This is a genomic window from Paenibacillus sp. R-74696 (genome assembly GCF_055814915.1).
The window spans coordinates 309,480-333,773 of the sequence record NZ_JBPULM010000031.1 but is presented as its reverse complement, the minus strand read 5'-3'; the positions used below and the strand labels follow the sequence as shown (position 1 = coordinate 333,773).

Annotated in this window: 22 protein-coding genes; 6 read left to right on the top strand and 16 right to left on the bottom strand. The window is 51.3% G+C overall.

Features of this window, described 5'->3' with window-relative positions; all coding sequences use genetic code 11:
* Positions 1-17 precede the first annotated feature (17 nt).
* Positions 18-788: a DeoR/GlpR family DNA-binding transcription regulator gene (locus tag ACSR9A_RS16435; RefSeq protein ID WP_473758328.1), complete on the bottom strand. Its 771-nt coding sequence runs from the start codon at positions 786-788 to the stop codon at positions 18-20.
* A 176-nt stretch (positions 789-964) separates the two neighbouring features.
* Here ACSR9A_RS16435 and ACSR9A_RS16430 point away from each other — a divergent pair, with 176 nt between their 5' ends.
* Together ACSR9A_RS16430 and ACSR9A_RS16425 are read left to right on the top strand one after the other, a co-directional pair.
* Positions 965-2,692 (top strand): methyl-accepting chemotaxis protein, encoded by a 1,728-nt coding sequence (locus ACSR9A_RS16430; RefSeq protein ID WP_473758435.1) that lies wholly within the window; start codon positions 965-967, stop codon positions 2,690-2,692.
* A 131-nt stretch (positions 2,693-2,823) separates the two neighbouring features.
* A complete protein-coding gene (locus tag ACSR9A_RS16425; protein ID WP_473758327.1) occupies positions 2,824-3,996 on the top strand; it encodes a ParB/RepB/Spo0J family partition protein in 1,173 nt (390 codons plus the stop codon).
* A 135-nt stretch (positions 3,997-4,131) separates the two neighbouring features.
* Here ACSR9A_RS16425 and ACSR9A_RS16420 read toward each other — a convergent pair whose 3' ends face one another.
* The 3 genes from ACSR9A_RS16420 to ACSR9A_RS16410 all read right to left on the bottom strand — a co-directional run bounded on the left by ACSR9A_RS16420 (position 4,132) and on the right by ACSR9A_RS16410 (position 8,296).
* The gene (locus tag ACSR9A_RS16420; RefSeq protein ID WP_473758326.1) at positions 4,132-5,751 is read right to left on the bottom strand and encodes an ABC-F family ATP-binding cassette domain-containing protein; all 1,620 of its coding nucleotides are present in this window, start codon (positions 5,749-5,751) and stop codon (positions 4,132-4,134) included.
* Between the two features lie 225 nt (positions 5,752-5,976).
* Positions 5,977-7,047, bottom strand: a complete 1,071-nt coding sequence (locus ACSR9A_RS16415) for a Gfo/Idh/MocA family protein (RefSeq protein WP_473758325.1) — start codon at positions 7,045-7,047, stop codon at positions 5,977-5,979.
* A gap of 136 nt (positions 7,048-7,183) precedes the next feature.
* On the bottom strand, positions 7,184-8,296 hold the full coding sequence (locus ACSR9A_RS16410) for an MBL fold metallo-hydrolase (protein ID WP_473758324.1): 1,113 nt from the start codon (positions 8,294-8,296) through the stop codon (positions 7,184-7,186).
* A gap of 382 nt (positions 8,297-8,678) precedes the next feature.
* Here ACSR9A_RS16410 and ACSR9A_RS16405 point away from each other — a divergent pair, with 382 nt between their 5' ends.
* Positions 8,679-9,821 carry a conserved virulence factor C family protein gene (locus tag ACSR9A_RS16405; RefSeq protein ID WP_473758322.1) on the top strand — a complete coding sequence of 381 codons (1,143 nt, stop codon included), beginning with the start codon at positions 8,679-8,681 and terminating at the stop codon, positions 9,819-9,821.
* Positions 9,822-10,110: 289 nt separating this feature from the next.
* Here ACSR9A_RS16405 and ACSR9A_RS16400 read toward each other — a convergent pair whose 3' ends face one another.
* From ACSR9A_RS16400 to ACSR9A_RS16385, 4 genes are all read right to left on the bottom strand, one after another.
* Positions 10,111-11,253: a transglutaminase domain-containing protein gene (locus ACSR9A_RS16400; protein ID WP_473758320.1), complete on the bottom strand. Its 1,143-nt coding sequence runs from the start codon at positions 11,251-11,253 to the stop codon at positions 10,111-10,113.
* Between the two features lie 234 nt (positions 11,254-11,487).
* Positions 11,488-12,120 (bottom strand): bifunctional 4-hydroxy-2-oxoglutarate aldolase/2-dehydro-3-deoxy-phosphogluconate aldolase, encoded by a 633-nt coding sequence (locus ACSR9A_RS16395; protein WP_341281388.1) that lies wholly within the window; start codon positions 12,118-12,120, stop codon positions 11,488-11,490.
* Positions 12,121-12,141: 21 nt separating this feature from the next.
* Complete coding sequence (gene mutY / locus ACSR9A_RS16390; protein WP_473758318.1) at positions 12,142-13,392, bottom strand: A/G-specific adenine glycosylase; 1,251 nt, start codon at positions 13,390-13,392, stop codon at positions 12,142-12,144.
* Entirely contained in the window at positions 13,389-14,285 is an 897-nt protein-coding gene (locus ACSR9A_RS16385; protein ID WP_473758316.1) for an AraC family transcriptional regulator, read from the bottom strand. The genes mutY and ACSR9A_RS16385 overlap by 4 nt, the downstream gene beginning before the upstream one ends.
* A gap of 153 nt (positions 14,286-14,438) precedes the next feature.
* Here ACSR9A_RS16385 and ACSR9A_RS16380 point away from each other — a divergent pair, with 153 nt between their 5' ends.
* Entirely contained in the window at positions 14,439-14,795 is a 357-nt protein-coding gene (locus ACSR9A_RS16380) for a c-type cytochrome (protein WP_473758314.1), read from the top strand.
* A 226-nt stretch (positions 14,796-15,021) separates the two neighbouring features.
* Here the strand turns inward: ACSR9A_RS16380 and acpS are convergent, their stop codons facing one another.
* The 6 genes from acpS to ACSR9A_RS16350 form a co-directional block, all read right to left on the bottom strand.
* On the bottom strand, positions 15,022-15,417 hold the full coding sequence (gene acpS / locus ACSR9A_RS16375) for a holo-ACP synthase (RefSeq protein ID WP_473758312.1): 396 nt from the start codon (positions 15,415-15,417) through the stop codon (positions 15,022-15,024).
* A gap of 122 nt (positions 15,418-15,539) precedes the next feature.
* Positions 15,540-16,349 carry an NAD(+) synthase gene (nadE, locus tag ACSR9A_RS16370; RefSeq protein WP_473758311.1) on the bottom strand — a complete coding sequence of 270 codons (810 nt, stop codon included), beginning with the start codon at positions 16,347-16,349 and terminating at the stop codon, positions 15,540-15,542.
* Positions 16,350-16,363: 14 nt separating this feature from the next.
* Positions 16,364-16,798 carry a BrxA/BrxB family bacilliredoxin gene (locus ACSR9A_RS16365; RefSeq protein WP_046228930.1) on the bottom strand — a complete coding sequence of 145 codons (435 nt, stop codon included), beginning with the start codon at positions 16,796-16,798 and terminating at the stop codon, positions 16,364-16,366.
* 155 nt (positions 16,799-16,953) lie between these two features.
* Positions 16,954-17,097: a hypothetical protein gene (locus ACSR9A_RS16360; RefSeq protein ID WP_473758310.1), complete on the bottom strand. Its 144-nt coding sequence runs from the start codon at positions 17,095-17,097 to the stop codon at positions 16,954-16,956.
* Positions 17,098-17,201: 104 nt separating this feature from the next.
* On the bottom strand, positions 17,202-18,872 hold the full coding sequence (locus ACSR9A_RS16355) for a two-component system sensor histidine kinase NtrB (RefSeq protein WP_473758309.1): 1,671 nt from the start codon (positions 18,870-18,872) through the stop codon (positions 17,202-17,204).
* A gap of 35 nt (positions 18,873-18,907) precedes the next feature.
* Positions 18,908-19,768 (bottom strand): alpha/beta hydrolase, encoded by an 861-nt coding sequence (locus ACSR9A_RS16350; RefSeq protein WP_473758307.1) that lies wholly within the window; start codon positions 19,766-19,768, stop codon positions 18,908-18,910.
* A 100-nt stretch (positions 19,769-19,868) separates the two neighbouring features.
* On the opposite strand from ACSR9A_RS16350, the gene ACSR9A_RS16345 reads away from it, so the two are divergent.
* Positions 19,869-21,251 carry a BaiN/RdsA family NAD(P)/FAD-dependent oxidoreductase gene (locus ACSR9A_RS16345; protein ID WP_473758434.1) on the top strand — a complete coding sequence of 461 codons (1,383 nt, stop codon included), beginning with the start codon at positions 19,869-19,871 and terminating at the stop codon, positions 21,249-21,251.
* A 31-nt stretch (positions 21,252-21,282) separates the two neighbouring features.
* Here ACSR9A_RS16345 and ACSR9A_RS16340 read toward each other — a convergent pair whose 3' ends face one another.
* Positions 21,283-21,573 carry a hypothetical protein gene (locus ACSR9A_RS16340; protein ID WP_473758306.1) on the bottom strand — a complete coding sequence of 97 codons (291 nt, stop codon included), beginning with the start codon at positions 21,571-21,573 and terminating at the stop codon, positions 21,283-21,285.
* Positions 21,574-21,768: 195 nt separating this feature from the next.
* Here ACSR9A_RS16340 and ACSR9A_RS16335 point away from each other — a divergent pair, with 195 nt between their 5' ends.
* Positions 21,769-22,659, top strand: a complete 891-nt coding sequence (locus ACSR9A_RS16335; protein WP_473758305.1) for a PAS domain-containing protein — start codon at positions 21,769-21,771, stop codon at positions 22,657-22,659.
* 124 nt (positions 22,660-22,783) lie between these two features.
* On the opposite strand, the gene xylB is transcribed toward ACSR9A_RS16335, so the two are convergent.
* On the bottom strand, positions 22,784-24,283 hold the full coding sequence (xylB, locus tag ACSR9A_RS16330; RefSeq protein ID WP_473758303.1) for a xylulokinase: 1,500 nt from the start codon (positions 24,281-24,283) through the stop codon (positions 22,784-22,786).
* Positions 24,284-24,294: the final 11 nt, after the last annotated feature.

Genomic DNA, 24,294 nt, shown 5'->3' with positions numbered 1-24,294 from the left:
TTCTCTCCCCCGCAGGACTACTCCAGCTCAAACGTCGTATACAGCTTGATTCCATGTTCAAAATAATATTTTTTATATTCGGCTGGCAGCTGTTTATTTGTAATTACTTTGCCCGCCATCGTCAGCTCACCAAGCTTCGCAAAGCCCGGTACATCGAATTTCGTATAATCCGCTGCTATAATAATTTCGCTCGCCATGCGCTGCACGCTCTGAATCATCATCGCTTCCTCATAGCTCTCTACCGTATAGCCCGCCTGAAAATGAGCCCCCTTCACGCCAATAAACGCCTTCTTCACATAAATGCCGCTTAGCGTCTGCAGCGCAAAACCGCCTATGAGCGTAGAGGTGCCCGCAATTAAATCGCCGCCTGTCAGCATAACCTTCACACCTTGCGTATCTTTAAGCGCTAATGCGACTAGCAGATCATTCGTGACGACCGTCACTTTCTTCTCCTTCAAGTGCTTGGCAATTTCCAAACAGGTTGTACCCGTCCCGATAAAAATAGCTTCGCCGTTCTCAATATGCCGCGAGGCAATTTGTCCAATAAGCCGCTTCTCGCCCTGCAGCTTGTCATCTGCTACCATTGTCGGCATGCCCGGCTGATCTTCCTCATTCAGCACGGCACCGCCATATATTTTCACCAAAAAACCCTGCTGCTCCAGCTTATCGAGATCCCGCCGAATCGTTACCTCGGTCACCGAGAAACGCTCGCTCAGCTCCACAACGTCAACGCGCTTGTCTTTTAATAAAATTTGTTTGATTTTTTTGATTCTTTCTATCGCAAACATAAGGTATGCTCCACTTTCTATGAATGATTCTTATGGTGCGATTATAGCATATTTCTGTTTGTTTGTGATTGGCCCTCTGCCCTCCCTAATAACGCTTACTATTTTTGCCGATACATATAGGTAGTGAGACTTACGGACTATTGCTGCAAAAGATGCCAGGGAGGCTGCTTTCATTGATGAATAGCTTGTTTATGCGTATTTTTATGTTTTTCTCTATTATTTTGCTTATTATTGGCTCGGTGCTTGGAATTACCTTGTATCGTGCCTCCGCCCATTTGGTGGAAAACTCGATGGGTATGCAAGCGCAATCCGTTGCTGAGCGGGCAGTTAGTCTTGTTGATACGCAGCAATACGATAAGCTCAGCGCAGGCATGGAGCAGAGCGATTATTACAATGAGCTGCGTACGCAGCTTAACGATATGCGTGAAGCGAACGGTTTAAAATACTTGTATACGCTTGGCATGCGTGAAGAGGGGGGTCAGCCTGTCTACTTTTATGTCGTGGATGGCGCCCCCCAGGACGTAGCAGAGGATGATTTCTCCCCTTTCGGTTCAGTTGAAGAGAATCCCTATACTGGTATGATTACAACCTTTCAAGAGATGAAGCCCAGCATTGGCGAGCTGACTCAGGATGAATATGGGTCAACTTTATCCGCTTATGTGCCGATTATGTCTGCCGATGGCAAGCTGCTTGGCCTCATCGGCGCTGATCTCGATGCCACGAAGGTTTACGAGCTGATGGAGCAAAATCGCAATACGATGATTTGGATGGCGCTGGGGATTTTCGCGCTCAGTCTGCTGCTCGTTTATTTGCTGGCCCGTTATTTGACAGGGCCGCTCGTCCAGCTCAAAAAGCTGATTGCCCGCGTCGGCAGCGGCGACTTGACGGTCGCTATTGATTTAGGCCGCAAGGATGAGGTCGGGCAGCTGGCAGCCGCCTTCAAGGCATTAGTAGAAGATACACGTACGGTCATTAGCGGCATACGCAGCAGCTCAGATCGGCTGCTAACCGCCGCCGAAGCCGTTTCTTCCCATTCCCTTGCGACGAAGGAAGCAGGCGTTACGATTACGGACAGCATTCAGCAAACGTCGGAGGGTGCTGCCGCACAGGTTGTACGCGCTGGGGAAGTTACGCATGCGATGGAGGCGATAACCTCAAGCATGCAGCATATTGCCCATTCCGCTGCCATCGTCTCATCCGTATCGGAAGCAACGACCAGCAGCGCTAAAAATGGCGAGGAAGCGATTTCCGCTGTCATTCAGCGGATGGACACCATTCATGCCGCCACTTCCAAAATGAGCGAAACGTCTGCACAGCTGGAGCAGCATTCCGGCAAAATTGTCGAAATTATTTCGATAATGAAAGGGATTGCCGCACAGACCAATTTGCTTGCCCTTAATGCCGGAATCGAGGCTGCCCGTGCGGGCGAGGAAGGACGCGGCTTCGCCGTCGTCGCCTCCGAGGTGAGAAAGCTCGCTACCCAGTCACAGGAATCCTCCGAGCATGTGGCGACGCTCATCGCAGAAATTGTCCGCCATACTTCTGATTTGTCTGGGCAGATGGAGGCGAGCAACACGGAAGTACTCGCAGGTCTAAGCGTTGTCCAGGAGGCAGGAGCATCGTTCGCCTCCATCCATTCCGGCATTGGCACCATTAATGAGCGCCTGCATGAGGTATCTGCCGCCTCCGAGCAGCTGTCCGCCGGATCGCAGGAGGTCGCTGCCTCCATCGAGGATATGGAGAGCATTTCCCGCGGGTCAGCCTCGCGCTTCGAACAGGTCGCTGACGCTTCCGGGCTGCAGCTTGCCTCGATGAATGAAATCAGCCTCTCAGCGGAATCGCTGCGCCAGCTCTCTGAAGAGCTGAATGCACTCATTGGCCGCTTCAAAACCGAGCAATTATAATAGAAGCATAAAATCCAGTTATTCCAAGGGCCTTCATTTCCCCGAAGGCCCTCCTTGTTATATAATTAAGGTTGGCCCATAAGCCCTGCCACGCCGGCATGGAAGCCTGGTTTATAGATAGGAGAGTAGATATGGACATTATACAAATGGATATTAATCTGATTGATGAAGATACGGACCAGCCCCGCTACCAATTCGACGAGCAGTCGCTGCAGGAGCTCATCACTAGCATCGAGGAGCTTGGCCTGCTGTCGCCTATTAAAGTCAGAAAAACAGATAACGGACGCTACAAAATTATATATGGCAACCGCCGATACAAAGCTTGCATCGCGCTTGGGAAGCCGACGATTCCTTGCATCGTCTCGACGATGACCAATGAAATGGATATTTATTTGGAGCAAATTGCCGAAAATTTGACGCGTGAGGGCTTCTCGCCGATTGAAGAGGCGGAGGCATTTCACAAGCTGCTGAACAACGAGAAGTTTAGCAGCTCCGTTAAATTTCTTGCGAGCAAGCTCAGCAAGCCGGAATCGTATATTAAAAATAAATGCGAGCTGCTCAAATTCAGCAGCGCGGTCAAGAAGCGGATCGTCAGCGGCACAGCGATCCGCAAGGATGTGTTGACGGAAGATCAGCTGCTTCCGATTAAAGACTTGCCGATGGAGCTGCGCGACCCGCTCGCGCTTATTTTCGCGCGTGACGAGATGCCTGTCAGCGACGTCAAGAAAATCGCTAAGCTATTCAAGGACCCAGATATTTCAGCAAGCACGAAAGAGAAGCTGCTGTTCAAGAACGGTCCCGGACTGCTCGAAACATGGTCCGTTCGCCAGAACAACAAAGCCGAGCGGGCCAAGCCAGCCCAGCCGGCAGAAGCTAAAAAGAAAGCTGCCTCGTTACAGGCCGAGCAGCCATCTGTAGAGCAGCAAGATCAGCCGCTGGGCGGCGTAATGGACAATCTGCCTAATCATAGCGCTTCGCTTGCTGCTAATACGGCTTCTGTTGATAGCGCTGCTGTTTCGGCCGCCCAACCGGCAGCTGCTAATGTGCCTGTAGCAGCTCCGCCTGTTACCGCCGTAGCGACACTCGCAGCTGCCGAAGCAAAAGCAGGCCTTGATGAGATGCCACCTGTTCTAGCTCAGCTTCAGCAGTTAATGACGACGCTGGAAGCTGCGGGCGCACCGCCGCTGGCGAAAGCACTTGAAAGCATGGAAACGGAAGCCAGAGACACTTTTCTACAAGATGTCGACAAGCTAATTGTCCATTTGCAGCATCAGCTGCTGGAATGGAACCAGCATAAAGAATAGTCTAATGCCGAGCTTTATACATTTTCCGAAAGTCTAAATACTATAAAAGCTGCTGCATCAAACACAAAAAAGGCTGCCCTATCGTCCATACAGACGAGGGCAGCCTTTCTCTATTTCAAGCTGAATTCAGCTCTATTATTCGGCGTACATTTTTTCCCGAAGCGCTTTAACCTCATCGCTTTCAAGGTACTCATCATACGTCATCATGCGATCGATCAGTCCGTTAGGCGTAATCTCCATAATACGGTTCGCAATCGTTTGAACGAACTGATGGTCATGCGAAGTGAACAGAATCGTGCTATCCGTATCGATCAGGCCGTTATTGAGCGCTGTAATGGATTCGAGATCCAAGTGATTCGTTGGCTCATCCATTAGGAATACGTTCGAGCCGCTGAGCATGATTTTGGACAGCATGCAGCGGACTTTCTCTCCACCGGACAATACGCTTGCTTTCTTAATCGCATCGTCGCCAGAGAACAGCATCCGTCCGAGGAAGCCGCGGATGAACGTCTCATCCGGATCTTTGGAATACTGGCGCAGCCACTCGACCAGGTTCAGATCAACACCGTCGAAATAAGACGAGTTGTCTTTCGGGAAGTAGCCTTGCGTGGTTGTAACTCCCCACTGATACGTACCCGCGTCCGCTTCAACCTCGCCCATCAGCACTTGGAACAACAGCGTCTTCGGCTGTTCGTTCGGGCCAACAAAAGCGATTTTGTCGCCTTTGTTAACGGCAATCGTCAGGTTATCCAGCACCTTCACGCCATCTACCGACTTCGTCAAGCCTTCTACGAGCAGCAGCGATTTGCCTGCTTCGCGTTCACCCTTGAAGTTGATAAACGGATATTTCCGGTTCGAAGGACGAATGTCATCGAGGGAAATTTTATCAAGCAGCTTCTTACGGGAAGTCGCTTGCTTGGATTTCGATTTGTTCGCGCTGAAACGCTGAATGAACGCCTGCAGCTCTTTAATTTTGTCTTCCTTCTTCTTGTTCTCGCCGCGCATCAAGGAAAGCGCCAGCTGGCTGGACTCGTACCAGAAGTCGTAGTTGCCGACATACATCTGGATTTTACCGAAATCGATATCGGCGATATGCGTACATACCGTATTCAGGAAGTGACGGTCATGGCTGACCACGACGACGGTTCCTTCATATTTTGCAAGGAAATCTTCTAACCAGCGAATCGACTCAATGTCCAAATGGTTGGTAGGCTCATCGAGCAGCAAAATGTTCGGTTCGCCGAACAACGCCTGCGCAAGCAATACACGTACCTTCTCGTTACCGCTCAGCTCAGACATCGACTTTTCATGCAGATCAGGCGTGATGCCAAGGCCGTTCAGCATTTCTGCCGCTTGCGACTCAGCCTCCCAGCCGTTCATGTCGGCGAATTCTGCTTCCAGCTCGCCTGCGCGCATGCCGTCTTCATCGGTAAAATCAGCTTTCGCATACAGCGCATCTTTCTCTTTCATTACATCATAAAGCTTCTTGTGGCCCATCATAACCGTTTCAATAACGGCAAACTCATCATATTCAAAATGGTTCTGTCTGAGTACAGCAAGACGCTCGCCCGGTGTAATATGCACTTCACCGCTCGATTGCTCTACTTCTCCGGACATAATTTTCAAAAACGTCGATTTACCTGCGCCATTCGCGCCAATAAGGCCGTAGCAGTTGCCCGGCGTAAACTTAATGCTAACATCTTCAAAAAGCGCCCGCTTCCCAAATCGAAGCGTTATGCCAGTAGTACTAATCATGGTTCGCAATCCCGTCCTTCACATTCATTCTCATTATCTTGCATTATTATAGCACAGTATGCCCGCAAACGAACCTCGAATTGTCAATTCGCTGCATTTTTCCGCGCGAACAGGCCCCGGTGAAGCCGCCTTTTCAAATGGCGGCCTTTCGGGACCTTGCTCCATATGCGCTTGCTCCAGCAAGTCCCCACGAGGGCTTGTGCGCTGCTATTCCTGCACAAGGGCTTAGTCCCAGTGCAGCTTCACTTCATTTCCTGTACGGGACGATTCATAAATCGCATCCAAAATCCGGCTGTTCGTATAACCGCTCAGCGCCGAAGCAATCGGCTGCTTGCCTTCGTTAATGCAGTCGATGAAATGCCTGCTCAGCAGCACGCGATCCTCTTCCCCATCAAATGGCGTGATTTCTGATTCCACAACTTTATCATCCTCATGGGTAACGTAGCAGCCATTGGTGCCAACAAGCGCTGCACCGCCCTCCGTGCCCATCAAATGGATGAACGGCTCCTCGCTAAGCGAAGCCGAATGCGCAGCCCAGCTGACGTCCAGCGACAACGTCGCGCCATTTTCAAACTTGATAAGCGCCGTTGCCAAGTCCTCTACATCATAATAGCCGTCCCAATTCGGCGTACCCCAAGTGCCCATGCCGCGGCGCTTCGGGCCAAACTCGGCATACGTCGAGCCATATACCGATACCGGACGCGGGTTGCCCATCAAATATAGCGATAAATCAAGCATGTGCACGCCAATATCGATAAGCGGGCCGCCGCCTGCCTGATCCTTGCGGGTAAACCATGAGCCCCAGCCTGGAATGCCTTTTTTGCGGAACCAACCGGTTTTTACATTGTAGATCGAGCCGAGATCGCCATTTTCTACGCGCGCTTTAATCGCACGGTTAATGCCGAGCCAGCGCATTTGATGCGCCATCATCAGCACTTTACCCGCAGCCTGGGAGGCTTCATAGATGGTGCGCGCCGCTTCGGCATCAATCGCCATCGGCTTCTCCAGCAGCACATGCTTGCCCTGCTTCAATGCTTCAATCGCTAAAGGCGCGTGAAATTGGTTTGGTACACCGATGATGACCGCATCCAGCTCCGGATCCTCGAGCAGCGCCTGCGGGCTTTCATGAATCGTCGTTATGCCAAATTCCGCTGAGCGCTGCTCGGCAAGCGGCAAGTATACGTCCGTTACCGCCGTTACAATCGCGGCTTCCGCCCCTACCTTTTGAAACGTTTCCATATGCACTTTGCCGATAGCTCCGGCCCCAATAATTCCTATACGAATCGGTTGACTCATTACATGCTCCTCCTAATAACGATGCGCTGTCATTTATTATTGCCGTTCATTCTGCTTGCCTACTTACTAAGTATACGCATGTAGTGGGCGGGAAGTCATTTCACTGTTTTGGCTTTCTCTTGTCCGCGTTTGGCATTTATTGTCCTGCAAGCCGCCAGGATTCTCCATGAGGCAGCACAACAATACGCTCTTCCTCAATGCAGCGGCTCTCACGGCAGGCTTCTAAACGGTCCAGCGCTTCGCGCGGCGTATCATCGGCCAGCTTAAAGGCACCGTAATGCATGGGCACAAAAAACTTCGCCTCCACATCCTCGAATGCCTGCAGCGACTCCTCCGGCGTCACATGCTGCGGCCCCATGAACCATTCCGGCTCATAGGCGCCTATCGGCATGAGGGCAACATCGATATGGAACTTGCGTCCGATATCCTTGAAGCCCGGAAAATACCCGCTGTCACCTGCAAAATAGACGGTAGGCGCAATTCCCGCTACAGGACGGGCAGCATGTCCCGGTCCATGGGAATGTCCCGGGCGATCAACTACTTTTGCTTCTGGCGCTTCCACTATCTGCTGCTCTCGCTCCGCCACACTGGCACTGCCGCCCCTGCCGTGCAATTGAACTTGCTCGTGCGAGTGGTCGCCGCTTCCGCTTGGCATCGTGGCATAAGGCTCCATCACCCAGCCGCCCCAATGCGAGCTGTTCGTATCCCACGGATTGCGCCTCGTCCAATGCTGGGATGGCACAAAGGTGAACTTAACGCCATGAATATGGACCGATTCCCACCAATGCAGCTCCTTGATGCGGCGGAAGCCTTTGAGCTTAAGCTTGCCTGCAAGCCCCGCGGGGACGAGAATTTGCTTCACGCCTCCAAGCTTGCGGAGCGAGTTAATGTTCAAATGGTCATAATGCGAATGGGAAATGAGCACAACGTCAACCGGGGGCACATCGCTGATGGGAATGCCCGGTGGCGCAAGCCTTTTTTCAAAGGCCATATTCCCTGACCAGACGGGGTCCGTCACAATATTAAGCCCCGCCATCTGGATCAGAAAAGTCGAATGCCCGACCCAGGTGACCGAAGGATGCTTGCGATTGTGATGCAAATAATGCAGATCCGGCGCTACATTCGGCACGGTATATGAATAATCTTTGCTTTTAATCTTATTTGATCTTTCCGAGCGCCATCTTTGAAACTGTTTAAAGGAGTTATGCTGTTCAACCTGCTGCTGATTCTCAAATCTTCTGGGTTTCATCCTGGCTTCCTCCTACGCTTTATAAAAATAGAGTATATATAAGTTGAACAAAAATGTTATGGAGCAGGGGAGTAACGGAGAGAAAGATTGGAACTGGAGGAGCGTTAGCGTCCGCCTTTGTTTTCTGATTTCCTCCTCAAAGAAGAATATTAATCGAGAAATCAGAAAACAACAGCGGCCGTAAGTCCAAACTTTCTCGTAGTGGCGACCGAAGCTCCCATACAAAGCTTTTGTTCAACTTACTATAGCATTAAGATACCAACTACGAGCGATCGAAGCAACTTTCCAGCCGCTTCTTATGCACCTTGAATTCGCATCCTCCTGCAAATTCATGTAAACTAAACCCATAACCTTTGAATTGTATGAACGGAGGATGATAAATGTGAAGCTTTTATCCATTGAACCGACGCCCAGCCCGAACTCCATGAAACTGAATATGGATGAATCGCTGCCGCGCGGCGTAAGACAGACTTTTTCGAAAAAAGAAGCAGAAAACGCACCGGAGCCACTGAAAAGTCTCCTTGCTATAGAAGGGGTGCGCAGCATTTTCCGCACCGCTGATTTTATTGCCCTGGACCGCGTATCGAGCGCGGATTGGGCGCTCATTCTCGGCGAAGCAAGAACGCTGCTGCATGGCGACGACAGCGAAGCTGGTCAAGCAGCCTTGACCGAGAACAGCTATGGCGAGGCGCATGTGCTCGTACAGATGTATCGGGGCATTCCGATGCAGGTACGCGTGAAAAACGGCGAGCGCGAAGCCCGCTCCGCGCTGCCCGAGCTGTTCACGAACGCCGTCAGCGAAGCGGCCGGCTCTTCCATGATTCGCGAACGCAAGCTTGAGGAGTTCGGCGTCCGTTATGGCGAGCTCGAGGAGATCGCCGCCGATGTCGTCCTCGAGCTGGAAGCCGCCTATACGGCGGAGCGGCTGAATGAGCTGATCGCCGCCGCGAAGGCGCAAGGCGCAGCGGACGGCGATGCCGCAGCCGCTCCGGCAAGGCCAGCGCAGCGAGCGGCGGACGAAATCGCCGAGCTGCTGGAATCGCCCGATTGGCGCATTCGTTATGCCGCGCTTGACCGCTTGACGCCAGAGCCCGAGCTGCTGCCCCTTCTCGCTAAGGCTCTGACCGACGACACGGTGTCGATCAGAAGGCTAGCCGTTGTCTATTTGGGCGACCTTCGCACAGCTGAAGCGATGCCTTATTTATTCCAGGCGCTCCGCGACAAATCGGTATCGGTGCGCAGAACGGCTGGAGATACGCTCTCCGATTGGGGCGATCCTGCCGCTACTGCACCGATGATTGAATCGCTTAGCGACACGAACAAGCTTGTGCGCTGGCGGGCCGCCCGTTTCCTTTACGAAGTTGGCGACGAATCGGCCATTCCTGCCCTGCGCATCGCAGCACAGGACAGCGAATTCGAAATTCAGCTGCAAGCCCAAATCGCCTTGGAGCGCATCGAGCGCGGCGAGGAAGCAGCTGGCTCCGTCTGGCAGCAAATGACGGCCGCCCGCCAGCAGGGCAAATAAAGCTAGAGCTGTATTCGCTGAAGCGCCCTTACTTTAAGATTACCTTTCCTTTTGCAGCTATAAACAAGCGTAAACGGCTGAAGCCGTCCTCTGGCGGCAATGCTACCGTTTCGCGGTGAAATATAAGCTGATTATAAGGGTGAAACTTATAAATGCTTATATTTCAAAAAAACCTCTTGGCTCACCTTCAGTAAGTTGAAGGGAGACGAGAGGTTTTTTGCTACTTAGCTCGTTATTCTTACTTGGCGGCTCGTTTGCTGCCACGTTGTTTGCGCGGCTTGTATAGGGGTCAATACGACAGCTGCAATTTCACCAGCTGCGAGCCATCATGCAAATAAGGCTCATAGCGTGCAGAGTAGCCAATCGGTACATTCAGCGCAGCTACGGCGCTTTTGAGATCGGCGGAAAATGTAGCGCCCTTCATATAGCGGAACTCAAGGCTGGCCGCTCCGCGCTTGACGCCAGCGCGAATTTTTTCGGTCAGCGCAGCCCGATCGGCTACGATGTTTTCTGGCTTCAGCCATTGGAAGCCAAGCTGCTGCCCAAGCTTTTTGTAAGAAGCTGCGGCAGAACCGCCTTTCTTCTCAAGCTTGTCTAGCTCTGTGGCATACGAAGTATTCGCGGCCGGATAGCTTTTTTTCCATTGATGGTCATGACGCAATTCCTTGTCCGTCTTCAAATAGTAGCTGTACTGGATCGTATCAGCTGGCGCCGCAGGATCGGTCGAGACCGGATCATCCCATGTCACATCGAGATGGTACCAATTCCCGCCGAGCTTAACCATATTCCACGCATGATCGCCTGTATCAACTGTACCCTCGGCAATCTTCGTCGTTATGCCTGCTTCACTCAGCATTTTGTAGGCAAGCAGCGCGTAGCCCTGACATACGGCACTCCCAGTAGTAAGTGCTTCATAAGCGGTATATTGAGTCAGCGACTGGTCGTACCGCAGCTTGCCCACAATCCAGTCATGTATGGCCTTCACCTTCAAATGGTCATTCATGCCAGGAGTCACCAGCTTCTTAAGCTGCTGCGCAACCACGCGGTCCACCTCAGCCGTCTGCTCCTTCGATTCTCGGTAGCTCGCCTCCATCTTGATCGTTGAGCGAGTACCAAGACTGCGCGTCGTATACACATACGATTCCAAAATATACGCTGTATAATCATCCTTCGCCATCGCGCGGTCAATAATCGCTTTAAGCTCTGCCGACAGCTTGCTGCTATCCCCATTATATTGAAGCGTGAAATGCTCTTCTCTATTTTTAAAATGTGCGGCTATTTCCTGCTCCAATTGACTGATCGTTCCGCTGCCTTGGCCCTGCTGCTCCGATGCCGCGAATACAGGCAGCCACTCCGGCTTCATTGTAAAATAAAGTGTGCCTAACACCGCTGCTGCGATGACCGCCGGTTTCCAAATGGAAAAACGCATCATGCTCACCCACCTTTTTTGTAAGCGATTTCCTTCTTGTAATCTAACTGTAATATATCGCTCAGGTTATATTCATCTTATCCAATTATACTAGCTTTATGACCCCCCTTTATTATATATTCTCTCTTGCAGCCTGCGGCCGTTGTTGCCGCAGGCCCTTTTATTTATTACCCCCAGCAGATGATAGAAAACTATAATAGAGAATAAATCCTTGGGCTAACCGCCCGCTAACCCATATTAAAGCTTGCTCACCGCATCAACGAACTGCCGCGCCCGCTCCGTAACTAGCTCAAGCTTGCCTTCGCGCACCCACTCAAGGTTAACGAGCTTGCCGCCCAGACCGACGGCATTCGCCCCAGCTCCAAAATATTCGCCGAGATTATGCAGATCCGCTCCACCTGTCGCCATAATAGGAATATGGTCCAGCGGGCCGCGAATCTCCGCCAAATATTTAGTGCCAAGCGTCCCCATCGGGAACAGCTTGACCGCTTCCGCCCCAGCTTTCCAAGCTTTGACGATTTCGGTAGGCGTCATAACGCCAGGCCATACTGATACGCCATGCTCGGCGCCGTAAGCAATAACCTCCTCATCGAGATTCGGCGAAATGATAAACTGCGCCCCCGCAGCCACTGCCTCCTGCGCCATCTTAAGGTCCAGCACCGTACCTGCGCCGACAATCGCTTGATCGTCAAACTTGGTGCGCCAGCGATGAATCATCGTTGTAGCACCCTGCGTATTCAGCGTAATTTCCATCAGGCGGATACCGCCGTCTATTAATGCCTGTCCTGCAGCATCAGCATGGCGATCCTCGATTCCTCTAAGAATCGCTACGATTTTGTGCTCTAGCAGCTGCTTCAACCTATCACTCATTCCAAAGCTCTCCCTTCGGCTTTACAAATCCTGATTCCAATAATCGCGTAAAATTTTCAAAAATAAATTCGGAAATGCCAGCTCATCCATATGCTCCGGCCCAATCCAGCGATACGGCTCGGGAAGCTCTCCCTGCTGCTCTATCTGCTTCCCCTGCTCAGTGTCCACCTGCTCTTCCAGCTGCTTTCCAGCAGCTGTATAAACAGCCGCAGCTTCAGCAGCCATTTGCGCCATTGGCACTAATGCGCCCATCTTCATCGCACCTAGATCCGCCTTATAAACTCTCATTTTCCAATGGATATGGCTGAAAATATGATCGGCGTCCATCAGCTGGCGGTGAGGACGAATAAGCAAGCCCGTATCGCCCGCGACCGCCTGGGTCAACAGCCCGCCAAGCGGTGCTTGCTCCGTCAGTTGCTCCTCGCTGAAATGAAGCAGCGGTTCCAGCTCCTTCGGCACAAGCAAATGCGGCAGCTCCCACATTTGTGCAAGCAGCCCGGTAGCCGGACGCTGCCTTACAAGCACCTTGCCTGCATGCGCGCCTGAGCCTTCAACAATGACGCCAATTCGAGCTTCCGGCCGCGGCGGCTTCGCCTTCGATTTAATAGGCAGCTCCGTCTCACGGCCTTCGATTCTTGCTTCACAATGCTCCATCACCGGACATGGCAGGCAGCTAGGAGACTTTGGTGTACAGACGAGCGCACCCAGCTCCATTAGAGCTTGATTGAAGTCGCCTGCTGCGCCTTCAGGAATCAGCTCGGCGGCGAGCTTTTCGATTTTCACCCGCGTGGCCGGCTTTGCAATATCATCCTCCAGCGCAAAATAACGAGACAGCACGCGCATGACGTTGCCATCTACAGCTGGCTCAGGCCGATTAAAGGCGATGCTCATAATTGCGCCGCTCGTATAAGGCCCCACGCCTTTCAAAGCAGCGACGGCTGTTTTATCATCCGGCACCTGTCCTTGATGCAGCTCCATTACTTGGCGCGCTCCCGCTTGCAAATTCCGCGCCCGCGAGTAATAGCCAAGCCCTTCCCAGCACTTAAGCACCTCGGGCTCGGGCGCTTCGGCAAGTGCCTGAACCGATGGGAATTTTGCCATAAACCGTTCGTAATAGGGAATAACCGTATCGACTCTCGTTTGCTGAAGCATAATTTCCGATACCCATATCCGGTAAGGGTCGCGGCTTTTACGCCATGGCAAATCGCGATTGCCTCTCTGGTACCAATGCAGCAGTTCTCTGCTGAAATGTTGTTTTGCTTCCGCTGTCATGTATTTCTGTACTCCTCTCGATCTGTTTGCCCGGCTTCCTGCCAAGCGCTGCTGCAAATAATTCGGCGGTATTCCGAAGGGGTAATGCCCGTCTGCTGCTTGAACAACCGCGACAAATAATGATTGAGCATGCCAACCTCCGCAGCAATAGCGGCAATCGGCAAGCTCGTCGTGCGCAGCAGCTTCTTGGCTGTCGCAATTCTCCGCTGCGTGATGTATTGAACGAGCGAGCAGCCGACTTTATTTTTAAACGCAGCATGAAAATCCATAGGCGATAGGTCTGCCAGCCTGGCCAGCACGCCAATTGGAATTTGATATTGCAAATTTGCCTCAATAAAATTAAGCACTTCATCATAGACGAGCACTTCATTCCAGTGTTCATGCTCCGATAGCTGCAGCAAGGTCGTGTTTTGCGTCCGACTGTTCTCCATGAACAGCGCAAGCAGCTCGAAAAGCACAGCCTTCGTCCGCAATTCGCCCGTAAGGTCGCTTTCTTCCTGCGCCGCCAGCATTTTCGTAAACAGCTGCTTGACGACCTGCGCGTCCTTCACTTCAACCTCCAGCGGCAAATGAGCCAAATGGATATAGGATTCGGCAGCCATCTCCGCGCGGAAATGACACCAATAATGAATAAAATGATTTTCACCCAGCGAGCCGTACCTTCTTGCCCAGCCTGGACGGAGCAAATAAAGCCGCCCGGCGCTGACCTTATATTTGGACTCGTTCACTTCCAGCCAACCTTCACCTTTATCGACGTAGCATAAGCAGAAATAGTCAGGCTCCATCCGCCTCATTATCCAGCCTGCTGGACTTTTCGTATAGGATGCCACCATCACATCAACCTTTAACTGCTTAAACTGTTGGTTGAGCATATGTTCGCCAGTTATTTCCATATATCTTCCATGCCTACCGATCTCTTGTCGTATTTTCTTGTTAGCCTTTTCTATTATAGCGCCCCCCTTGGCAAAATCCTATGGAAGTTGCAGCAAGCAATCCGCTATACTATCTCTATGATTTCCTAATATGGATAAATGGGAGGAAGCCAAATGTTACGTAATTCTCTATCTGTCTGGGTCAAAATGCTGCTGCTTGCAGCCCTGACTACAGCCCTGCTTGCTGCCTGCGGCGGCAAGTCACAGCCGGGAACGAAAGCAACGCCGCATATGGATGCACCTGACGGCACAGCCTCTGTCTATAAATCCAACTGCATCAGCTGCCACGGTACAGACCTGCAAGGCCGCATGGGGACAGAGACCAATCTGCAGAAGGTTGGAGCCCGGATGAGCGAGGCAGACATAGTGACACAATTGGAAAATGGTGAAGGCTCCATGCCGTCGTTCAAGGATCGTCTCACAAGCGAAGAAATCGCTGGACTCGCCGCTTGGCTAGCTGGCAAGAAATAGACGAGCAGGCTTGTCCGCCGCCATCGATAGGCGGCGAGCAAGCCTGCTGCCAACACATGCTGTATATAGAACGTGCCGAATAATAGCGGCGGCTTCAATGCCCTAAATTCATTCTCCTTATCTTTATCGGCAAATAGCCCCCTGATAATGACAAAGTTGACATCAACATTACAATTCGTAGCATAATCTTGTCTAACTAACTATTTTGCTACAATAAGCAGCGTAATTAGGCAAGCTGTTCGACAATGGCAACGGCAGATGCCAGCTCCCGGTCATGCGTAATCGTAATATGAACGCGCACTGCGGCAGCGGATAATCCAAGCCTCTGCCATGCCGCTACTGACAATACACATTCCGGCTTTCCAGATTCCGAACGTAAAATATTAATATCGCCAAAGCCAATAATGCTTCCGATGCCACAGCCAAACGCCTTGACCACCGCTTCCTTCGCCGCAAAACGCCCCGATGCGAATTGAACCTTCCGTTTGCCTTCATAGCTTTCAGCCAGCTTAAGCTCCTGCTCTGTCAAAATCCGCTGCAAAAATCTCCTCGCCGAGCTGCCGGCAAGTATCGTCTGCATTCTGCTCATGTCCGTTATATCATGACCAATTCCTACTATCATTGCCTCGCCTGCCTTCAATGATTACTCTGTATATGTACTCTTCCCTACAACGTATTTGCTCCATAATAACAGAAGCTTGCCCGCTTTTGCAGCGGACAAGCTTCTAAATGATACGTTTTTAATTAAATGCCAGGAATAGGCGCGCGCTTGTGCTCGGTTTTCTGGTATTGCTTTTCCAGCTTTTCCTTTGCCTCAGCACCAATTTCCTTGCCTTCCAAATAATCGCTGTTGTCATCGTAGCTAATGCCAAGCTCATCCTCATCAGTTTGCCCTTCCCATAAACCAGCGGATGGCGCTTTGTCGAGAATGCTCTTCGGCACGCCAAGGTGCGAGGCAAGCTGGCGTACTTGACGTTTGTTCAGTGAGCTGAGCGGCGTAATATCAACGGCCCCGTCGCCCCATTTTGTATAAAAGCCTGTTATGGCTTCGGATGCATGATCCGTACCAACAACGAGCAAATTGAGGTCAAAGGCAAGCGCATATTGGACAACCATACGCGTTCTTGCCTTCACATTGCCTTTGCCGCCGCGGCTAATATGACGATGGATACCAATACCCTTCAAACCGTGCTCCGTCTCTATGGCGATTTCGTCTACCGCTTCGCCAATGTTCGTTTCTACGGTTTTCGTAATACCGAATGCCTCAGATACCGCGTAGCTGTCGGAAATATCCGACTGCTCGCTGTAAGGCTGGTAAACGCCAAGCGTCATATAGTCGCGACCGGTTTCAGCTGTCAGCTCATCGGTCGCTTTTTTGCAAAGGCCCGCTGCTACTGCACTGTCGATGCCGCCGCTAATGGCGATCAACAGGCCTGTCGTATGGGAGTCCAATACATATTTTTTGAGGAAATCAACGCGGGTGCGGATTTCCTGATCTACATCAATGACTGGCTTAACGCCAAGTCTTTTTATAATATCTGCTTGTAAGCTCATAGTTCCTCCTGCCCTTAGCGGCAGAACCGATCGAACGCATCAGCCAGATCGGCTGCAATATCCGACGCGGAACGGTTCTCGATTTGGTGACGCTCAATGAAATGAACAAGCTCTCCGTCCTTCATTAGCGCAATGGATGGAGAAGAAGGCGGGTACGGCGCAAAGTATTCGCGAGCTTTAGCCGTTGCTTCTTTATCCTGTCCAGCAAATACCGTAAACAAATGATCTGGTGTAATATCATGCTGCAGCGCTTCCGCTACGCCTGGTCGGCACTGGCCTGCTGCACAGCCGCAAACGGAGTTTACGACTACAAGCGCTGTACCTTTGGATTCAGGAAGATTTTGCTCCACATCCTCGGGTGTGCGAAGCTCTTGAATGCCAAGACGCGTCAAATCATCACGCATCGGTTGAACCATATCGAGCATGTATCTCTCAAATGACATGGACACTGAAATACACTCCTTTTTGATAACCTAAATTTAGTTACTATTATAACGCTGGTTAGGAAAATAAAGCAACAGCCGTCCATGTCGCAGCTGCTGCTCTATGATTCCGCACTCCTTCTGCTCCCAACTGCCAGCGGGCAGCTTTTACCGCTGCTTCATTAGATAGACGGGCGATTCGGGCCGTCTAGCTTCTTATCGAAACCGGCTTCGGCCTGAGAAGTCCCTTTGCGCTTTTTGGCATTTTCAGCATCTTGCTGCTCCTGCTGCAGGGATTGTTCAGACTTCGCATGATTGCGCTCCATGTATTCTCCTCCTTCATCCGTCTTTTATGACTGACAGGCAAAGGTAGTATGTGCAGGTTTAGTTTCCATTATGTTATTAGAGCATCAGAGCATTAGAACGCTAACTAAATATCCGTTTCACCCAGCATAAAGGTTAAAATGAACGTCGTTCCTTCCCCTTCCTCGGACTCCACCTCCAGCTTGCCATTATGCCTTTCAGCAATGCTGAGGCAAAGCGGCAGCCCTAGTCCCGTTCCTTTGGACTTCGTCGTATAAAAAGGCTTAAACAGCTGGCTCATCTGATCTGCTGGAATACCTACGCCATTATCACGAATCCGAAGCACCACTTTATTTTCCAGAGGGAGATAGCAAGTAAATATGTGCAGAACGCCCTTCTCCTCCATCGCCTCCATGCCGTTGCGCACAAGATTAATAAGCAGCTGCTTCATTTCCTTGTCAGACATAAGAAAGGCGGGCAAATCATCGGCAAGCTCCGTTTGCACAACCTGTCCTCTAAGATTGGCGTCCGCCTCAAGCAGCGGCAATATTTCCATGATTATCGTCTGCAAGGCATGCTTCTGCATCGGGACGGAACGATTTTGCGCCAATGACAAGAAGTCGCTAATAATCGTATTCGCCCGATCCAGCTCCTCCATAACGATCTGGTAATACTGCTGCTCATTCAGCCGGCTTCGCTCCCGCATCAGCTGCATAAACCCCCGTATTACCGCCATCGGATTGCGGATCTCATGCGTAATGCTTGCAGCCATTTGTCCAATCAGACTAAGGCGCTCCATTCGTCCCAGCTCGTCGCGCAGCAGCGTAAGCTCCGTTACATCCTGGACAATAAGGGCAGCTCCCGCAATGGAATGATCCTCCTGCCTTCGGATGGCGAATGCTGTCTTAAGCAGCGTTTTGCCCTCTTCCGTGTGTGGTCCTTTACTGCTCTTGGCTCCAGCGAGCGCATCCTCAAGCAGCTTGATATAGGAACCGTCCTCTTTTGCAGCAAAAAAGGTGTCCATACGTACGTTTCCTGAAAATAAATCTCCGCTTGCCTCAAGCTGCCGCTGGAACAGCTCCTTGCCCTTCGCATTCAAATGCGTGATGACGCCACGCTCATCTGTGAATAAAATCGCCAGCAGCATTTCATCAATGAACTGCTGCTGTTTTTCCACTTCCAGCCGATAGCTGGACGAAACATTTTTGAGCTCCAGCTGCAGCTGCGAGTTTTCAACAAATTTCTCCACAATAAAAATAGACAACCAAATGGCAACGATCGAGCCAATTAATAATAAACCGAATACCGCAACAAGCTCAGTTGACCAGTAAAAGCCCTCATTCATCATAAACATGACAAACATTAAGGATATGTAGACGGAGATTGGCGCTATCGATTTAACGCCTATGAGCCGCTTTCGATGCAAGGGCTTCTTGCTGAATCGCTTGGCAAAGAGCAAAATAATAGGCACGTGAACAAACATGAAAAAGACAAAAACCATTTTTTCCGCATCGGTATCAAGCGCTGGCACTCTAAGGATAATATAAAGCAGATCAAGAATAAGGGCACCATATACCCCTCCGTATAAAGAGCCCAAAATAAATGGAACGAAGCGGAAATTCAGCTCATATCCATTAAAATCCGTCGAAACCGCCATGCACGCAACCATTGCGATTGCACTTGCAGCCGTTATAAACACTCGAATATGGTTTTCCTTGCGCTGCTTATAATGCCAGAGCTGAAAGGAAAATACGGGAATAAGTGAGATTACGAATTGTAACAGCAATTCTTTCAACACGAACGACAGGTCTCCCCCCCTAATCGCTTACTAGATTAAATTGCGTGATCCTTATTTTCATCTGTATGCCTATCCAGCCAGTTCGTCACCACTTCAATAAATCGCTGTGCTTCCAAATCATTATGAAGTTCATGATAGCCGTCAGCCCAAGAAACAAAAGTACATGCCTCGCCAAGCCGCTGCGCCACCTTCTCGCTTGCTTCATGTGAGGTGATCTTGTCAGCTGCGCCGTGTATGAGCAGCAGCGGCACTTGGAGCTGCCTGCAATTGGCTATTGCCCATTCACCTGAATCATGGAGATTCAGAAAGGTTTTAACCGTAATGCGGGAATGGCACAGCGGATCTCCTTCCATATGCACGGCCTCCTCATAACCTCGGCGGTACAGCTCCCCGCTCTTAAGTCCCGTCGATTGCGGCAGCCCTGGCCAAATGGCGGCGAGCCGCTTCCCCAGCCAAAGCTGGGCACGTGGTGGCGTAAAAGCCAGCCTTAGCCACGGACTGGACAGCACGAGCGCCTTCACTGCTGGCTGGAGCCGCAGTGCACAATTCATCGCGATGTTGCCGCCCATGCTGTGCCCGTAAAGAAAGATTGGCAGCCCTGGATGGCGCTCTGCAGCCTGCTCCACCAGCATGGCAGCGTAGGCTGCCGCATCATCTACAGAAGGCAAATGCCCCCTTGGCCCGGATGAACGGCCATGGCCCTGCTGATCAAGAGCGATTACAGCATATTGAGCTGCTACGAGCCTCGCCGCAAATGAACGATAACGTTCACCATGCTCGCCCATCCCATGTATGAGACATAAAACGCCCTTTGGACGCTCCTTTTCTGGCTTCCATTCTCTTACGTATAGTTCGGTATCCCCATAACCCTGAAACGTCCATTCCATACGAATCATCCAAGGCACCTCCAGCTGATGAATTATGTTCTATTATAACTCAATATTTCGTCCGAAGAATGGTACAATAAACAAGATTGCAGAAAGAAAGGCTGAGTGAATCATGTACGATATTATAATTGTTGGCGGAGGTCCCTCCGGTCTAATGGCAGCGGTAGCTGCAAGCGCGCACGGAGCCTCTGTTCTTCTCGTTGATAAAGGAGACAAGCTTGGGCGCAAGCTCGGCATTTCCGGAGGCGGACGCTGTAATGTGACGAACGCAAAAGAGATGGATCAGCTCATCCAACATATACCCGGAAACGGAAAGTTTTTATTCAGTGCGCTAAATGCGTTTGGCAATCGCGATATTATCGCTTTTTTCGAAGGGATGGGCATTGCCTTGAAGGAGGAAGACCGAGGCCGAATGTTTCCGGTTTCTGACAAAGCCAAAACGGTCGTCGATGCGCTCATCCGCAAAGTTCGAGAGCAAGGGGTGGACATTCGAACAAATACACCCGTGCGTGAGGTCCTTTACGCGGACGGTGCCGTACAAGGTCTGTTGCTGCAAAATGGTGAAAAGCTCGCGGCGAAAGCCGTCATCATCGCCACGGGCGGCAAATCCGTCCCCCATACCGGCTCCACTGGAGACGGCTATCCTTGGGCTATTAGCGGCGGGCATACCATTACTGAGCTGTATCCGACAGAAGTGCCTCTCACCTCCTCCGAGCCTTGGATACGCAGCAAAACGCTACAGGGCATTTCACTGCGCGAGGTAGAGCTAACGGTGTGGAATGCGAAAGGCAAAAAATTGATCACCCATGAGGGTGACATGATCTTCACCCACTTCGGCTTATCCGGTCCAACCGCCCTTAGATGCAGCCAATTCGTCGTCAAAGCGCTCAAACAGGCGGCAAACAAAGAGCAGCGCGCTTCTGGCGCCGCTCAAGGCATCAGCGCAGCAAATGGCAGAATAGGGGGCACAGACGCTTTAGATGCGGCAGAGCACGTAGGAAGCGAAGCTAGGGAGGCTGCAACCGTACTTCTCACAATCGACCTGCTGCCGGGGCGCTCAGAAGCCGACGTTTATGAGGAAATGATGCAAATGGCGAAGCTGGAGTCTAAAAAAGCAATTAAAAATGTGCTTCGCGGCTATTTGCAGGAACGGCTGCTGGATTTTCTGCTTCAGCAAAATGGCATCAACGGCGATATTACGTACGACAATCTTCCCAAGGGGCCGTTTCTTGCGCTCGCCAAGCAAATCAAAGCTTTCCCCGTTAAGGTGAACGGGACGCTATCCATTGAGGAAGCTTTCGTCACCGGCGGCGGAGTCCATTTGAAGGAAATCGATCCGAAGACGATGGGCTCCAAGCAAAGCTCCGGTCTGTATTTTTGCGGCGAGGTGCTCGATATTCATGGCTACACAGGTGGCTACAACATTACTGCGGCCTTCTCAACAGGCTACAATGCAGGAAAAAGCGCGGCAATGGCTGTCTCAGACAGCTAAAGCCGCGCTTTTCTTTTGCCGAAAATGCTGGCTACAGCTCCTCGTTCCAATCCTCATTAACAATATGCGCGGGAATGGTGATGCCGTCAAGCGAATAGGTAGTATCCGTGTAAGCGTTCGCATCAATGGCAGCTTCCTGAATAAGCCGGCCCCCATGCATCTGCATAATCTCAAGCGCAGAAATGAGATCGTTACCCTCCATATGAATATGCAGTCTTCCTCCTTCATGCAGAACCGGATCATAGCCAAGCTGCTCCAGCGTATCAAAGGCCATCCCCGCGCTCGTAATATCTGCGAAATCAAACAATAATGCCGAATTCATCGGTTTTTTCTCCTTTCGGGCGTTGACTCTAGCTTTAGTCTGCCCCAATTTGTTAACGAAGTATGACTAAAGGGTGTTGTCATTTCGAGTTTTTTTCTGCATAATTTAAAATACGAGATATGTCATATTTAATAACCCTTAATGTAATCTAACTTAACTCTAGATATACCACCGATTGAAGGAGGCATTATTAGCATGCATACGATCTTTTACCAGCTAGCCGACCCGATGATGATTGTGGAATATGATTTTAACCGCTGGTATATTCGCGATATTAACAAAGCCTTTACCGGGCTGTCCGGCTATCGAAAGCATGAGCTTCTAGAGGTCAACCCGGAGGATTTCGTGAAGGATTCGCAGCCTTTCGGGCAGCTGATGGCGAAGCTTATTGAGGATGATCAGCTGACGTTCGACTGTGAGCTGACGACGCGCTCTACGATGACGGCGACCGTTCGGCTGAGCTGCCGTAAATTTCAAATGGAGGAGCAAACGTATTATATGCTCGTCTGCAAGGATGTGTCTGCCGAGCGTTGGGGCGATGAATTCGCTGTCGATCATAAAATCATGATGGCCATCGGTATCTCGGAACAATTCCGCATTTTTTCGATGAAGCGTTATTTTGCCCCGCTTGCCCAAGGCTCGGCCAGCTTTTTGAATCGCAGCATTTTTGATTTGGTTGCCGAGGAGCACCGCGCACCGCTGCGCCGCATCATGGAACGGGCCAAAAGCATCGGCAAAATTGAGCATTTGGAGCTGCATATGCAGCTCGGAGATGGCAAGGATACCGCAAAAGCATTAATTAAGCCTTTTTATTCGGGCAACAAGGCGTTTCATAGCTATTTGATCATGCTCACAGAGCTGAACCAGCAAGCCCAAGAGGAGGACCCTTCCTACAAGCTGAGAATGCTGATGCTAAGCAAAAATATTTCCGCTACATCGCTTTCCCGCTCCACGCTCATTTCCTTGACGACCATTTCAAAAATTCGCAACGGCAAAATAAAAAAGCCCCAGCGACTCACAGCCGAGCTGATCGCCGGAGAGCTGGGAGTAAAGCCGGAAGCGATTTGGAGCAGCTTCAAGCAGTGACTGGGGCGATTATTGGGCAGATCGACAATCCTCGCTTTATCTCAATTTCATTCCATAAAAAAAGCCGCTTCTCCTAAAACAATAGAAGAAGCGGCAGCCATATGTGTTCTTGCGGGTAACCTCGCTAACCGCGGTATGCGGCTAACGCTTCGTTCAAACTGCGCGTTTGCGTGTAAACCTGCTGATAGATACGGAACAGCCCTTTATACGCTTCAACAGCTTCAGGCTGCGGCAAATATTGCTCGGCATGCTTCACGAACTTCGCTGCACAAGCCTCCAGGCTCTCAAACCAGCCACTGCCGTATGCAGCAAGCATCGCTGCGCCGAGGCCAGGGCCCTGCTCGTTTTCGAGCGCTACTACCTTCGCGTCAAAAATGTCAGCCTGCATTTGCAGCCAAACCGGATTTTGCGCACCCCCGCCAATCGATACAATCGTATCGACCGTTTTGCCAGCCGCACGGAACATATCGACCGATTCATGCAGCGAGAACGTAATGCCCTCCATCACGGCACGGGCAAAATGAACCCGCTCATGCGAGCCATCCACGCCGATAAAGCTGGCGCGAATAAGGGAATCCGGATGCGGCGTACGCTCGCCTACGAGATAAGGCGTAAACAACAGACCGCCTGCTCCCGGCTTCACTTCCCCGATGCCAGCAAGCAGCTCATCAAAGGATTCGCTCGGCGCGAACGTCTTCTTGAACCAGCTCAGGCTGTAGCCTGCCGCCAGCGTCACGCCCATTGCGTAGAAGGAATCTTCCTTGCCGTGATTGAAGAAATGCACCTTGCCGGCAAAATCCTTATTTTTGTCATTTTCATAGGACAAAATAACGCCGGACGTACCGATGCTGCATAGCGTCAAGCCTTCGCTCAAAATGCCAGCACCGATTGCGCCGCAAGCATTGTCGGCTCCGCCAGCGAAAATCTTCACTGTAGCTGGCAGTCCTGTGCGCTGTGCCCATTCAGCAAGCAGCGTACCCGTCTGGCCATGTGACTCGGCGAGCGGCGGGCAGAAGCTTGCCGGCAGCTCAAATGCAGCCAGCACCTCTTCGCTCCAGCGCTTCGCTGCTACATCTAGCAGCAGCGTGCCCGCTGCATCGGAGTAATCCATATGCTGCTCGCCTGTCAGGCGATAGCGCACATAATCCTTAGGCAGCAGGAACAGCTCTGCCTGTTCGAAAGCAGCAGGCTCATGCTCGCGCACCCATAGGATTTTCGGCAGCGTAAAACCTTCCAGCGCCGGATTGCGCGTAATGCCGAGCAGCTTGTCGCCAAGCGTACGCTCGATTTCACGACATTGCGCCGTTGTGCGAGTGTCATTCCAGAGAATGGCATTGCGTACCGGATTGCCTTCACCATTCAGCAGCACAAGACCGTGCATCTGTCCGGAGAAGCTGATGCCCTCGATTTGTGCGCTTGCTTCTGGCCCAATTGCAGCGGACAGCTCGCCAAGCGCCTCGAGCGTTGCATCTACCCAATCATCAGGCTTCTGCTCGCTCCAGCCCGTGTGCTCATGATAAAGCGGATAGCTGCGGGAAGCTTCGCCCGCAACCGTGCCTTCTTTATTAATGAGGAGCGCCTTGACGGCGCTCGTACCTAAATCTATTCCAATGACATAGCTCATAGCCGAAGTCC

What these genes read in the sequence shown, in the direction of transcription:
- ACSR9A_RS16435 (WP_473758328.1), bottom strand. Translation starts at nt 788, where the DNA reads ATGTTTGCGATAGAAAGAATCAAAAAAATCAAACAAATTTTATTAAAA.
- ACSR9A_RS16430 (WP_473758435.1), top strand. Translation starts at nt 965, where the DNA reads ATGAATAGCTTGTTTATGCGTATTTTTATGTTTTTCTCTATTATTTTG.
- ACSR9A_RS16425 (WP_473758327.1), top strand. Translation starts at nt 2,824, where the DNA reads ATGGACATTATACAAATGGATATTAATCTGATTGATGAAGATACGGAC.
- ACSR9A_RS16420 (WP_473758326.1), bottom strand. Translation starts at nt 5,751, where the DNA reads ATGATTAGTACTACTGGCATAACGCTTCGATTTGGGAAGCGGGCGCTT.
- ACSR9A_RS16415 (WP_473758325.1), bottom strand. Translation starts at nt 7,047, where the DNA reads ATGAGTCAACCGATTCGTATAGGAATTATTGGGGCCGGAGCTATCGGC.
- ACSR9A_RS16410 (WP_473758324.1), bottom strand. Translation starts at nt 8,296, where the DNA reads ATGAAACCCAGAAGATTTGAGAATCAGCAGCAGGTTGAACAGCATAAC.
- ACSR9A_RS16400 (WP_473758320.1), bottom strand. Translation starts at nt 11,253, where the DNA reads ATGATGCGTTTTTCCATTTGGAAACCGGCGGTCATCGCAGCAGCGGTG.
- ACSR9A_RS16395 (WP_341281388.1), bottom strand. Translation starts at nt 12,120, where the DNA reads ATGAGTGATAGGTTGAAGCAGCTGCTAGAGCACAAAATCGTAGCGATT.
- mutY (WP_473758318.1), bottom strand. Translation starts at nt 13,392, where the DNA reads ATGACAGCGGAAGCAAAACAACATTTCAGCAGAGAACTGCTGCATTGG.
- ACSR9A_RS16385 (WP_473758316.1), bottom strand. Translation starts at nt 14,285, where the DNA reads ATGGAAATAACTGGCGAACATATGCTCAACCAACAGTTTAAGCAGTTA.
- ACSR9A_RS16380 (WP_473758314.1), top strand. Translation starts at nt 14,439, where the DNA reads ATGTTACGTAATTCTCTATCTGTCTGGGTCAAAATGCTGCTGCTTGCA.
- acpS (WP_473758312.1), bottom strand. Translation starts at nt 15,417, where the DNA reads ATGATAGTAGGAATTGGTCATGATATAACGGACATGAGCAGAATGCAG.
- nadE (WP_473758311.1), bottom strand. Translation starts at nt 16,349, where the DNA reads ATGAGCTTACAAGCAGATATTATAAAAAGACTTGGCGTTAAGCCAGTC.
- ACSR9A_RS16360 (WP_473758310.1), bottom strand. Translation starts at nt 17,097, where the DNA reads ATGGAGCGCAATCATGCGAAGTCTGAACAATCCCTGCAGCAGGAGCAG.
- ACSR9A_RS16350 (WP_473758307.1), bottom strand. Translation starts at nt 19,768, where the DNA reads ATGATTCGTATGGAATGGACGTTTCAGGGTTATGGGGATACCGAACTA.
- ACSR9A_RS16340 (WP_473758306.1), bottom strand. Translation starts at nt 21,573, where the DNA reads ATGAATTCGGCATTATTGTTTGATTTCGCAGATATTACGAGCGCGGGG.
- ACSR9A_RS16335 (WP_473758305.1), top strand. Translation starts at nt 21,769, where the DNA reads ATGCATACGATCTTTTACCAGCTAGCCGACCCGATGATGATTGTGGAA.
- xylB (WP_473758303.1), bottom strand. Translation starts at nt 24,283, where the DNA reads ATGAGCTATGTCATTGGAATAGATTTAGGTACGAGCGCCGTCAAGGCG.